General features: G+C 34.1%; 13 protein-coding genes. 5 read left to right on the forward strand and 8 right to left on the reverse strand.

The annotated features are described in order from the left end of the window. Positions 1-5: 5 nt before the first annotated feature. Entirely contained in the window at positions 6-1,640 is a 1,635-nt protein-coding gene (locus MKD52_RS01525; protein ID WP_242099021.1) for a lactate permease LctP family transporter, read from the reverse strand. A 229-nt stretch (positions 1,641-1,869) separates the two neighbouring features. Here MKD52_RS01525 and MKD52_RS01530 point away from each other — a divergent pair, with 229 nt between their 5' ends. From MKD52_RS01530 to queC, 4 genes are read left to right on the forward strand one after another with little or no spacing between them, the layout of a single operon-like run. Continuing rightward, positions 1,870-2,595, forward strand: a complete 726-nt coding sequence (locus MKD52_RS01530) for a (Fe-S)-binding protein (protein WP_242099022.1) — start codon at positions 1,870-1,872, stop codon at positions 2,593-2,595. A gap of 10 nt (positions 2,596-2,605) precedes the next feature. Then, complete coding sequence (locus MKD52_RS01535) at positions 2,606-4,048, forward strand: LutB/LldF family L-lactate oxidation iron-sulfur protein (RefSeq protein WP_112057242.1); 1,443 nt, start codon at positions 2,606-2,608, stop codon at positions 4,046-4,048. Beyond that, a complete protein-coding gene (locus MKD52_RS01540; protein WP_112057241.1) occupies positions 4,041-4,688 on the forward strand; it encodes a lactate utilization protein C in 648 nt (215 codons plus the stop codon). The genes MKD52_RS01535 and MKD52_RS01540 overlap by 8 nt, the downstream gene beginning before the upstream one ends. Before the next feature lie 17 nt (positions 4,689-4,705). Beyond that, the gene (gene queC, locus MKD52_RS01545; RefSeq protein WP_112057240.1) at positions 4,706-5,380 is read left to right on the forward strand and encodes a 7-cyano-7-deazaguanine synthase QueC; all 675 of its coding nucleotides are present in this window, start codon (positions 4,706-4,708) and stop codon (positions 5,378-5,380) included. Positions 5,381-5,393: 13 nt separating this feature from the next. Here the strand turns inward: queC and MKD52_RS01550 are convergent, their stop codons facing one another. Together MKD52_RS01550 and MKD52_RS01555 are read right to left on the reverse strand one after the other, a co-directional pair. Then, positions 5,394-5,777, reverse strand: a complete 384-nt coding sequence (locus tag MKD52_RS01550; protein WP_112057239.1) for a group III truncated hemoglobin — start codon at positions 5,775-5,777, stop codon at positions 5,394-5,396. A gap of 9 nt (positions 5,778-5,786) precedes the next feature. Continuing rightward, positions 5,787-6,227, reverse strand: coding sequence for a copper resistance protein CopD (locus MKD52_RS01555; protein ID WP_112057238.1), 441 nt, complete (start codon positions 6,225-6,227; stop codon positions 5,787-5,789). 102 nt (positions 6,228-6,329) lie between these two features. Between MKD52_RS01555 and MKD52_RS01560 the strand changes: the two genes are divergently transcribed. Then, positions 6,330-6,899, forward strand: a complete 570-nt coding sequence (locus MKD52_RS01560; RefSeq protein WP_112057282.1) for a Crp/Fnr family transcriptional regulator — start codon at positions 6,330-6,332, stop codon at positions 6,897-6,899. Positions 6,900-7,096: 197 nt separating this feature from the next. On the opposite strand, the gene MKD52_RS01565 is transcribed toward MKD52_RS01560, so the two are convergent. The 5 genes from MKD52_RS01565 to MKD52_RS01585 form a co-directional block, all read right to left on the reverse strand. Beyond that, on the reverse strand, positions 7,097-8,068 hold the full coding sequence (locus MKD52_RS01565; RefSeq protein ID WP_347340927.1) for an NnrS family protein: 972 nt from the start codon (positions 8,066-8,068) through the stop codon (positions 7,097-7,099). A 146-nt stretch (positions 8,069-8,214) separates the two neighbouring features. Continuing rightward, on the reverse strand, positions 8,215-8,904 hold the full coding sequence (locus MKD52_RS01570; RefSeq protein WP_112057236.1) for an ATP-binding cassette domain-containing protein: 690 nt from the start codon (positions 8,902-8,904) through the stop codon (positions 8,215-8,217). Between the two features lie 8 nt (positions 8,905-8,912). Beyond that, positions 8,913-9,707: an ABC transporter permease subunit gene (locus MKD52_RS01575; protein ID WP_242099023.1), complete on the reverse strand. Its 795-nt coding sequence runs from the start codon at positions 9,705-9,707 to the stop codon at positions 8,913-8,915. Further along, positions 9,704-10,696 carry an ABC transporter substrate-binding protein gene (locus MKD52_RS01580; protein WP_242099024.1) on the reverse strand — a complete coding sequence of 331 codons (993 nt, stop codon included), beginning with the start codon at positions 10,694-10,696 and terminating at the stop codon, positions 9,704-9,706. The genes MKD52_RS01575 and MKD52_RS01580 overlap by 4 nt, the downstream gene beginning before the upstream one ends. Before the next feature lie 11 nt (positions 10,697-10,707). Next, on the reverse strand, positions 10,708-12,600 hold the full coding sequence (locus tag MKD52_RS01585; protein ID WP_242099025.1) for a TonB-dependent receptor: 1,893 nt from the start codon (positions 12,598-12,600) through the stop codon (positions 10,708-10,710). Positions 12,601-12,760 lie beyond the last annotated feature (160 nt).

Genomic DNA, 12,760 nt, shown 5'->3' on the forward strand with positions numbered 1-12,760 from the left:
TGAAATTATCTTGACATTGGGATTGCATCAGGGAAGATAAAAGCTAATGCATAAGTAAAGATTCCAATACCAATGACAAAAATAATTGAATATTTAACGGTAAATCTAAAGAGATCAGATTCTTTTCCTACTAATCCCACTGCCGCACACGCAATAGCAATACTTTGTGGAGAAATCATTTTTCCTACGACACCACCCACAGAGTTTGCAGCAAGGAATAAGACTTCTGGAATATCAAGTTGTCTAGCTGTGAGTTGTTGCAATGTTCCAAAGAGTAAGTTGGAGCTTGTATCGCTGCCTGTTAGGAATACACCAAGCCAACCAACAATAGGTGAGAAAAATGCAAAAGCATCGCCTGTTTCTGCTAAAGCAAGAGCAAGAGTTGCAGATAAGCCACTATAATTTGAAATATATGCAAATCCAACTACCAAAGAAATTGTCAAAAGTGCAAATTTCATTTCATTTAAAGTTTCACCAAACGTTGTTATGGCAGTAGAAATTTTAACTCTTAGAAGTGCCATTGTAATCAAGGCAGTGATGAAAATTGAAGTTCCTGCATTTAAGATAAGTGGTAAGGCAAAAACAGAATTCACTGCTTTTACTTCGCTAGAAGCAGGGGGCGTTTGGAATAATCCTTGAAGATTTTCAAAATTAAACTTCAAGGTTGTGAAAGCTAGAGCCTCTTTAAACCAACCTTGTGTCCAAATAATGATCATTACAATTAAGATGACAAAAGGAAGCCAAGCAAGTGTGATTTGAGATATTGAATATTGTTTGGCTTCAAGTGTTTGCTTTCCGCCAACCTCTGAATCAAACTTGAAGGTATTTTTGGGTTTCCAAAATTTTAAAAAGATTGTTGTAGCCGCAATAGAAACAACTGCTGAAGCAATATCGGGTAGCTCTGGTCCAAGATATGTGGCGGTTAAATATTGCACTACTGCAAAACTAAATCCTGCAACAAATAGTGCTGGCCAAGTTTCTTTGATACCCTTAAATCCATCCATTAGGAATACTAAGAAAAATGGCACAAAAAGTGAGAGTGGCGGAAGCATATGTCCAGCAACAGAAGAAATCTCAATAGCAGGAACGCCAACAACACCCGCCATAGCAATAATTGGAATCCCAACAGCACCAAAAGCAACGGGTGCTGTGTTGGCTATCAAACACAATCCTGCCGCATAAAGTGGTTTTAAGCCCATACCCACAAGCAATGCTGCAGTAATAGCCACAGGACCACCAAAGCCGATAGCTCCTTCTAAGAATGCACCAAAACAAAAACCAATCAAAATCACTTGCAATCTTTGATCGGGTGTGATAGCGATAATAGATTCACGCAAAATATCAAAATAGCCTGATTTTACTGTGAGCTTGTAGAGGAAAATCGCTGCAACAATAATCCAAGCAATAGGCCAAATCCCATAAATAGCACCATAAATAAAGCTAAAAAACATTTTATCAAATGGCATACCATACACAAATACAGCAATGATAGCCGCTAAAACTACGGTTAAAAATCCGGCTGTATGTCCTTTGGTTTTAAAAATAACCAATGAAATAAAAAAGAGAGCGATTGGTAAAAATGCTACTAATGCACTTAGCCAAAGATTGTTTAGTGGGTCATAAACTTGCGTCCATTCCATATAAACTCCTAAAAGAAATATTTAAAAATGAATCAAGGTAAATTATAAAAAATATTTTAAAAATTTTGTAGAATCTCATAAAAATACGAGATATTTTTAATAAAATATGTTACAAAATTTCATTCTGCATCAAAGAAAATAATCCATACTTTTTTATTTTTAATTTGAAAAAAACTTTTTTGTGATAGATTTTTAAATGAATTTTTTAAATGAATTTTAGGAGCAGATCTTGAAAGTATATTTTTTCTCGACTTGTATTGGTGCGGCAGCTTTTGCTGACACTTGTGTCAATAGCATAAAGCTCTTACAAAAAGAAGGCGTTAAAGTAGTCTTCAAAAAAGATCAAACCTGTTGTGGGCAGCCTAGCTTTAATTCCGGATATTATGAGGAAACTAAAAAAGTTGCCCTTTATAATATGAATCTATTTAAGGGTAGTGAGCCTATTATTCTACCAAGTGGATCGTGTGCGGGAATGATGAAAGTAGATTATATAGAGCTTTTTGAAGGCACACCCTATGAATCTCAAGCAAGAGATTTTAGTAGCAGAATCTATGAGTTAAGCGAATTTTTAGATAATGTCTTAAAGGTGCGCTATAAAGACAAAGGAGCGCCTACTAAAGTAACTTGGCATAGCAATTGCCACGCATTGCGCGTAGCAAAGTGTATTAATTCTGCAAAAAATCTCATAAGAAGCCTTAGCAATGTGGAGTTAATCGAACTAGAACGCGAGGAAGAATGTTGCGGATTTGGTGGAACTTTTAGCGTTAAAGAGCCTGAAATTTCTAATGCTATGGTTAGCCAAAAGGTGCAAGATATAACATCAAGGGGCGTAGAATACCTTTTGAGTGCAGATTCTGGATGTTTGCTTAATATCTCTGGTGCGATGAAAAAGCAAGGCGTAGATGTCAAACCAATGCATTTATATGACTTCCTTGCACAACGAATCGGATTATAAGGAGGCACAAATGAGTGCAAATATCAAGCAACAATACCACGATGTGATACATACTAAACTTGAAGATGCACAATTACGCAAAAACCTTCTAAGCGTTATGGATACGCTAAAAGGCAATCGCAAAAAGCTTATTTCTACGCGTTTTTTGGATTGGGAAGCATTGCGAGAAAAAGGCAAAGAGATTAAACAAAAAAATCTCTCCAAGCTTGATGTATTGTTAGAAACTTTTGAATCTAATGCGCGTAAAAATGGTTTTATCGTGCATTGGGCAAAAAATAGCGAGGAAGCTAATAACATCGTGCTTGAAGTAATGCAAAAAAATCATATCACCAAGATTCTTAAAGGTAAGTCTATGGCGAGTGAAGAAACCCATCTTAATGCTTTTCTCAAAGCCAAAGGATTAGAACCTATTGAGACGGATTTGGGTGAGATTATTATCCAACTCATTGATGAGCCACCTGTGCATATCGTCGCACCTGCTATCCACAAAAATCGCTATCAAATTGGCGAAATTTTTCATCAAAAACTCGGTGCTCCACTTGAATCTGAACCTGAAAAACTCAATGAAATTGCACGCACACATTTACGCAGAGAATTCCAAGAATTCAAACTCGGACTTAGTGGCGTGAATTTTGCCATCGCTAATGAGGGAGCAATTTGGCTTTTAGAAAATGAGGGAAATGGGCGTATGAGCACCACAGCTTGTGATATTCACATTGCATTTTGTGGAATTGAAAAAGTGATTGAAAGCTTTGAAGATGCCTCTACGCTTAATGCCTTGCTTATTCCTTCTGCTACGGGTGCGGCAGTAACTTGCTATAACAATATCATCACTTCCCCTCGCAAAGAAGGCGAACTTGATGGACCAAAGGAAGTGCATATTATTTTGCTTGATAACAATCGCTCACAAATGCTTAGCGATTCGCATTATTACCGCGCATTAAGCTGTATTCGATGTGGCACTTGTCTTAATCACTGCCCTGTGTATGACAAAATCGGCGGACACGCTTATCTTAGCACCTATCCTGGTCCTATTGGTGAGGTGATTTCACCCCAACTTTTTGGATTAAACAAATTTAGTCCTATGCTAGATTTATGCTCATTGTGTGGGCGCTGCTCTGAAGTATGCCCTGTGAAAATCCCTCTTGCAGAGCTTATTAGAGATTTGCGGAGTGAGCGCGTAGGACAAGGGCGAAAAAGTGTGGTAGGCACAGATTCAAGCACACAAAATCCTGCTGAAATCAAGGCAATGAGTCAATTTGCCACTTTGGCAACAAGCCCTAATAAATGGCGATTTGTGCTTACTATGGCAAATATCTTTGCACCACTTGGCAAGGTATTTGCGCCCTTTACGCCATTGCTAAAAAATTGGGTGAAGTATCGTGAGTTCCCAAAAATCAATGGCAATCTTCACAAAAAAGTATCTCAAATGCAAGGAGTAATCTATGAGTAAGGCAGATATTTTAGGGCGTGTGCGAGATTCTCTTAAAAATAATACACATATCCCAAGCCCAAAGGTGCAGTATGCTAACCCTATGAATTACACGCATAAGGAACTTTTAGAAGAATACAAGCTTAATCAAAGCAATAATAAAGCCATCGTGCGTGAATCTAGTCTGGATACTCTAGAATCTACAATCGCAGAAATCCTTGGAGAAGTCAAGGCTAAAGAAGTGCTGTATAACACTGATGTGTCATTAGACTTTAAGGGTATGGAAGCCAAATTTATCCCATACACACAAAGCGTAGATTCTATGCGTGGGGAATTATTTGGAATTGATACCTCTATCGTGGAAGCACGATGTGGTGTGGCAAATCTAGGCATTGTAGGACTAAGTGCTAATCCACAAGCCCCTAGACTTTCTTCACTTATCACCAATAACTGCATTTATCTACTCAAAAAAGAGCATATAGTAGAAAATCTCTATGCTGGTATTGAATGTATCAAAACATATGAGAAAAATCGCAGTGGAAGCGAGATTTTGCCAACAAATATTATCTTTGTCGCAGGTCCTTCACGCACCGCTGATATTGAGTTACAAACGGTGTTTGGTGTGCATGGACCACGCGTGGTGTATGTGGTGTTGTATTAAAATAGGGATTTTTTAAAATGGATAAAGCAATTGTTCTGGCAAGTGGTGGGCTTGATAGCTGTGTGAGCATTGCTTGTGCTATTAATGATGGCTATGAAGTTTGTCTTTTGCATATCAACTATGGGCAAAGGACGCAAAAGCGCGAGTATCAAGCCTTTAATGATATTGCAAATTACTATGGAATCCAAAATAAATTAATTATTGATATTGACTATTTGCGACAGATTGGTGGTTCTTCGCTTGTGGATTTTTCGATACCCATTGAGGAAGAGACGATTCCAAGCTCTACAGGAAAGATTCCTTTAACTTATGTGCCTTTTAGAAATGCTAATATGATTTCTATTGCGGTGAGCTGGGCAGAGGTCATTGGCGCTAAAAAAATCTATGTGGGGGCAGTGGAGGAAGATTCAAGTGGTTATCCTGATTGTAGGGAAATTTTTTATGAGAAATTTAATGAATTATTAAAAGTTGCCTTGCTTCCACAAAATAATATAGAGATTGTTACACCACTTATTCATCTAAATAAAGCAGAGATTGTTTATCAAGGTATTTTGCTTAAAGCACCGCTACATTTGACTTGGAGTTGCTATCAAAGTGAAGATGAGGCTTGTGGTGTGTGCGAAAGCTGTAAGCTACGCTTAAGGGGATTTGAACTTGCAGGAGAGCGTGATCCAATTGCTTATAGGCAATGAATCTGCAATAAGCTTAATGCCCACTTTCATAAAGCATATATTGGAATCTCTCAGCAATCATTTGCGCCCTTTGTAAAATTTGCATAGAAATTTCAGGACTAAAAACCTTGTGAAGACTCTCCTCAAAAAGCTCAAGCCAAATGCTAAAAAATTCTCTAGGGAATGGAGGCAAATCTAAATGCGCTTTCATTGGCTGTCCTTTGTAATCCCCAATTCCTAAAAGCATTCCCTGCCAAAAGCTTGAAATCTTTTTTTTATGAGCTTCCCATTGCTCATCGCTTGTGCCAATGGCTTTGTTAAAGATATCTCCAACTCCATTTTTATCAGCTCGAATCTTGGCATAAAAAATATCCATTAGCAGATCAATTCCTTCAGTGCAAATTGTTTGGTATTGCATAAAAACTCCTTAGAAGTAAAAAGCAAATTTTGCTAAAATGACAATGAATAACCCTAAAATCAAAGCCAAGGGATGAATGATTTTAGCAAGAGGATTTGGCTTTTTTAGGATATAGTGAAAGGTAAGTGAAGTGATGACTGCAAGGACAATGAGAAGCGCTAAAAAGGTTTTTAGCACCAAAAGCTGTTGTAAGTGAGTGCTAAAATATCCTATATCACTTCCGATATATCGGCTAATCATAGCTCCACCACTAAGCACCAAAAGAAGCAGACAAAAAGGCATTATTTTTCCACCTCTTTTGCCGATGATGCTAAACATTTTGTTGGCAAACTCATCACCTAAAACTTTTCTAATGGGCGTAAGTAGCACTACATCAGTGAAAATAAAGCCTAGAAAAATAATCGCACAAACAAGATGAACTAACAAAAAATAAGGATAAAGTGCTTCCATAAAATACTCCTTTTATTTTAGTAAAATCATAGCAAATCTTTAAAAAATAAAAATTGATATGGGTTAAGTTTGTTATACTTGTTGAAAAATTTTGGAGAGAAAATGCAAGATTACATTAAAATGCTTTATTCTGTTGGTTATAAGCGTTTTTATAATCCAAATGAGTTTTTATTTTTTGAAGGGGAGATTCCAAAGAGAATCTTGGTGCTTTTGAGCGGGAAAGTGAGAATTTATAAGACTAATCAAAATAAAGAGGAAACTTTTCATTATATTCTTGCGCCAAGTTTTATTGCTGAAATGCCTAGTTTTTTAGGATTACCTTATCCTGCAAGTGCGGTTTGTGTTGGAGAATGCGAGATTTTAGAGATTGATTTGGAGACTTTCAAAAAATATTGTGTGGGAAATGCAGACTTTTGCTTTTCCTTTATTGCTTCTTTATGTCAAAAAATTAGAATCTTGGAGAATCATATTTCAAGGTATTCACAAAGCCTTAAAGAAAGGGTTAAAGAGTTTTTGTTGGAAAACAAAGAGGATTTATCAAATTTTACCCAAAGGCAAATTGCTCAAAAGCTTAATACAAGCCCCGAATCGCTCTCTAGAGTCTTGAGAGAGTTCAAAAAAGAAGGGTTAATTAAAACACAAAAAGGCAAAATTATTATATCAACGCAATAAGTTTTTATCAGATTAAAATAAAGAATTCGTTGTTACAAGATTTATTTTATAATAATTTGCAATCCAAATCCCTTTTGTTTTTTGATATTGCTGTAGGTAAATTAAGTAATCTGTGCCTTAATTAAAGTGATTTGCCTTATAACCTAAAACTTATTCTTTTAAAAGAGCACTTATGGATAAAATAGTTTTCAGGATTGCTATTTTGGGTCATCACTAAAATCATTATCTCTATAAATAATAAAGAAATCTCTTAAAAAAGCAATAAAAATTACACTAAGCAAAATTGCTGGAAAATTGATATAAAAGAGATCCCATTTTTGCCATAAAAAGACTTTTGTAAGGGTAGCTAAAGCCAAAAGTAAGAATCCAATTTTAGAGTTTAAAGGGAAATTTAGCACAATCTGTCCGCTATGCCTAAGAGAGGCAACATTAAAAACCAGATAAATAAAGCCAATCAAAACAAAAAGTGTAATTCCATGTAAAAATGTGCTTGAATAACTAAAATTAAATAAATCATTTACCCCTAAAAGCACATAAAAGATTCCATTTCCAAGTAATAGAAAATAATAGATTAATGTGTAATGCACTTTTAAAAAAAATTTATAATGCCACTCATAGATTCTGCTAAGTAAGATAAGTCCAGCACCAAGTGCGATAAAACCTTGCAAAGTTTGCGATAAAGAGAGAGTGTTGCAAAGTGCTAACATAAGGATAGCAAAATATGAGAGATTGCGCAAAATAGGATTTGGAATAAATACACAAGAATTTTCACCTTTTATTTTATCTAGTGCAGTTTGTGCTAATACTGTGCTAACTCTAAAGCCAATTACAATAATTCCAGCAACATAGCAGTGAATTAATGCATAAGGTTTTGGTGCAAAAAAAAGACCAAAGCTTTGCAAGAAAACAAGGCACAAAAGCACGAAAATAAGATTAAGATGATTTGTATTTTTGTCCTTATAGAGCCAAAATATACAACTTCCCAGAATCCATAACCAAAATAAAAGCATAAAGATTCTGCCATTTAATGCTAAAAGTTCAGTTAATAGTGCAAAGTTTAGCAAAATAAAAGCTACAATACTAAATGGAAGCAAACTTTTTTTATAATTTGTCCAATCTGGAATTGCAGAAAATAAAAATCCAGCAAATGCACAACCGCAAAAAAAGATCTATAAAAATAAATTGATGCAAATGTATAAAGTTACCAATTTGAAATAGTAAAATCATAACGCCAAAAAGTGCTAAGATTCCAGCATAAAGAAAAAATATTCGCATAGGATGCGTAAAAAAATCATATAATAATTCTTTGTTTGTTTTAGTCAAAATACATTCTCCCTTTAAATTCTTGCTTAAAGAGTTCTTTTAAAAACTTCTCATTTCTCTCTTGTTGTGTGATATTTAGTGTTTTTTCAATTTGCATTTTATGCGTGGATAGGAAAAGAATTTTGCTTGAGAGCATGCAAGCTTCATATGCATCGTGCGTTACTAAAATCACAGCAACTCCCTTTTCTTTGGCTAAATGTGTGACTTTTTTTATTAAAATCTCGCGCATTTTAAAATCTAATCCAGAAAAAGGTTCATCAAGCAACAAAATATTGCATGGATATGCTAATGCACGGATAAAAGCAACTCTAGCACGCATTCCTCCGCTTAACTCTTGGGGATATTTTTGTGCATCTTTCTCGCTTAACCCAACACTATTTAAAGCTCCTAAAATCCATTGTTTATCTATCTTTTGCATCACTAGAGCAATATTTTCATATGCACTTACAGATTCAAAAAGTCTATGTTCCTGAAATAAATATGCAACTCTTCCTGTATATTCTACACTTCCATTCCAAGGCTTTAAAATCCTACTAATAATTTTTAGAAGCGTGGTTTTTCCACAGCCTGAAGGCCCAAAAAGTGTTACAATCTCGCCTTGTTTTATGGAAAAGTTAAAATTTTCAATAATGCAGCTATGCGCTAAATAAAAATCTAAATTTGTAATTTTTAAAAGTGGCATTTTTATCCTTATTTTTGCCAAGGTAAAAAAATAATTCTTAAAGGCTTGATTACTAAAAAATCAAATAATAAAATAATTCCAACCATAACTACAACATAGGCTAAAACTTCTGTAGTATCTAAATAGCTTCTTGCATCTGCAATCTTTGCACCAACGCCATCACTTGCACCTAAAAGTTCTGCCATTATCATGATTTTTATTCCCATTGCATTAACCAGACTTAAAGCATTTAAAAGGTGTGGTAAAATATGGGGGATATAGAAATATTTTAAGCGTTTGTATAAATTTAATCGATATACAATGCATACTTCATCCAGTCTTTTATCAAGAGTTATAATGCTTAGCATTGTATTTGCAAAGCTTAAAGGAAAGATTGCGATAAACACTGAAAAAATTACACTAATATTTCCAATTCCAAACCAAAATAATGCAAGCACAATCCACACAATTGGTGGAATCCCTAAACATATATCCATTAAGGGCTTAAAGAGCTTGGCAAGTGTCTTAAAACTTCCTGATAAGATGCCAAGCAACGCGCCAAATACAAAAGAAAAAAGAATTGTTAAAAATACACGATAAAGTGTGATGCCTATTGCACTATCTTTATAAATTAAAAGCTCTAGAGCACGCTCTAAAACAGACAATGGAGAAGGGAGAATGAAGCTTCCCATAAATTGATTTCCAATTTCCCAGATTCCAAAAAGAAGACAAAGAATCCCAAGCCCACTTAAACTTTCTATTAGATAATTACTTATTCTATGAAGTAAGCTTAGCTTTTGTTCTATACCATCTTCTATAATCATAAATACAAGCTTTTAGGAGGCATTTTACCTCCCAATAATTTTGGATTAAGTTGGTAAATAATTGAGAAAAATGCATCTAGGTTTTGTGCAATATCGCTACATTTTTTGGCTGTAAAATTTGCATAGGGGATTGCTGCTTTAATTCCAAATTCCGGCGTTGGTAGATATTTTGCACCAAATTTTGCTGCGGTATCTTGATTGTTTAAAATCCAAGTAATTGCATTGTCTAAATCCTTATGGAAGACTTCAAAAAAATCTTTATTTTCTACATAAAAAGATTCTCTTACAATAAGTCCAGCTTGTGGGATCTTAGGACATTCTTTAAAGGTTTGCTCCCATAATTTTTGAACATCAATGTTGCGATATACTGCTACACCATTTTTCTTAGCAAGTAATTGCATTGCTGAAGCCATAGGTTCTTGTGTGATAACCGCATCAAATTCATTTTTATTTACAAATAGCATTGTGGCTTCTGGTGGAGTTTGGACATATTGGATTGTAATTTTATTAAGATTTATATTGTGTGCATTGCATAAGGCTTGAAATACGATATCTGGCAAGTCATTTTTGAAAGGTGCAATAAGTTTTTTGCCTTCTAAATCTTTTAAACTCACAATATTTTTATCTTTTGTAAAAATATAGTTTAATCCATTTGTTAAAATATTTAACATTTTTATATCAATGCCTTGATTATAAAGATTTACTCCCACATTTGAAGGAGAAGCCGCTAAAATAAAATCACCCCCAGCAAATCCAACCCTAAGTTGGTCTGGAGTTTTCCATTCTTTATAATTTAGCGGAATTATATCTCTAGCTCTACCTTGTTTAATTGCAACAGCAAGACTTAGAGAAATAAGCGCTGGTGCACCCCAAATATTTAGTGTATTTTGTGCAAAAAGCACATTTGGAAAGGATAATGCACTAAATGCTCCTAAACCTAAAATCATACTTTTTTGTAAAAAATTTCTTCTTTGTGTGTTGTATTGCATACTATCTCCTTTTAAAAATTTCCATGTAATGCGATATAAAAACTTCTACCGGGGGCATAAATAATATTTGTTGGCGAAACAGCTTCTACATGAGAACCGCTAATATATTCGCTATAATTTTTATCAAATACATTATTCACACCAAAACGCAGTCCAAAAGTATCTTTAAAGCTTAAACTTCCGTAAAGATCTACTACTGCAAAACCTCCCATTTTTCTATCAATTCCTAGACCGCTTTTGGCGTCAAAATCTCCTCTATTTTGGTTTGCAACAGCCCTTATTGCGCTTCCTAGCGCATACTTACCAAAACTTGCATAGTTTTGGTAATCAAAATTTAAAGTTGTTTCAAGTGGTGCAATTTGATACAAGGGGCGATCATCACTTCTATTTTCACCATAGTTATAATAAATATTTGCCTTTACCCCAAAATTTTCTAAAAAATTATAATTTGCAAAGGCACCAAAACTATATAAAGTGGCATCTATATTTCTTGAGATAATATTATTTGATTTGTAATTAGGATTTGTGCCTTGCTGTCCTCTTGCACGATCCCAAATAATAAAATCATTCGCATAATCCATAACTGCTAAAGCTCCAATTTGCCATGCATTATTATCAAAGTGCGATTCCATATAATTTAAATAATTTTCATCTTTTAATGTTAATAGGGCTTTGATTCTATTGCGTCTTTCTGGTTTTAAGTTTGGGTTAGAAGCCCAACCTTGTCCTATTGCTAAGTTATTTGGAGGATTCAGCGCAACAAATCTTTCGTCATTACTGGGAATCCTTTCAATACTCTCTAAGGCAAGTGTATAAGTTTGTGTGGATGAAGGTGTAAAATTATATTTTGAGGCAACGCTAAAAGTATGATGATCTACTTTCCCATTAAAAGTTTCTCCATAATGGTTTTTCCAAATATTTTGTGCGGTGATGATTTGTGTGCCTTGTCTTGCTATAACTTCGTTGATTTTATTTACTTTTGCTTGATTAAAATTATAAGTAAATCCCAAAGCTATTTTGTGATTAGTTTTTGGCACATAAGTTAGTGTATTAAAGGCAGAAAATTCATTTACTTTAACATCTGGAATTCGATACCCGTTAAGAGTAAAATCTTTTGCACTAGGTGCTTTCCCAAAACGCCTTGCAATATGTGTATCATAGGCGTATCCAATTCCAAAAAGATTATGGAATGCAGAAAAATCTACATCATGTTTTATTTCTGTATTAAAAATACTTCTATCCACTTCCATTTTCATACGCATTGCATTATTAGTTCGTAAAGAAAAATTATCCGCCTCTCTATTAAGCACGATATAGGATAAATCAAAATTTAAAGTATTAGACAAATCAGCTTCTCCAAAACGATAATTAAAGCGACTAATATAACGTTCTGTTTGTATTGCATCCATATTGTGTTGTGGTTGTTTATCATCGGAGATTCCATCATAAATAAAGGTGAATTTTGCCTCATTTTTAGAATCTAAAATTGTTCCTAAGACAATATTTGCACTAAATCTATCATAACCAAAATTAACAGAATCCCCATTTCCACTTTTGTAAGAATTTGCATTTGTATGATTAGTATTTAAAATCGCATAAGTTTTTGTTTCTCTTACTTTAAATAAAAGCGATTCGTATCTTGCATTGTCAAAATATCCAACACTAAAATGAAAAGGATTTATTGAAGAATCAAGCGGATTTACAGCGGAAAAGTAGGTATTGCGCGATGTGTGATCAAACTGATTTTCTGGATAAAATCCAAGCGCAATATTTGGATTAATAATTGCCGGTGGTCCAAATTGCTTTAATTGTGTAAATTGTTTGGGTGAGGCAATATTTTCAGTTGCACTTAATTGTTGTGCAAATAATGCACTAGTAATTGCAAAATAGTATAACTTTTTCATCATTTTAACCTTTTTGAAAAAATAGGAATGGGGGTAGAATAATGTTTTTTAAATTAAACAATTATTAAAAATAATAATTGTTACTATTTTTATATTTAAATTGTTACAATTAACAATTCTTACAATTAATAATTCTTACAATTAATAATTCTTATTTAAT

The organism is Helicobacter sp. CaF467b (assembly GCF_022664765.1).
GTDB lineage: Bacteria > Campylobacterota > Campylobacteria > Campylobacterales > Helicobacteraceae > Helicobacter_D > Helicobacter_D colisuis.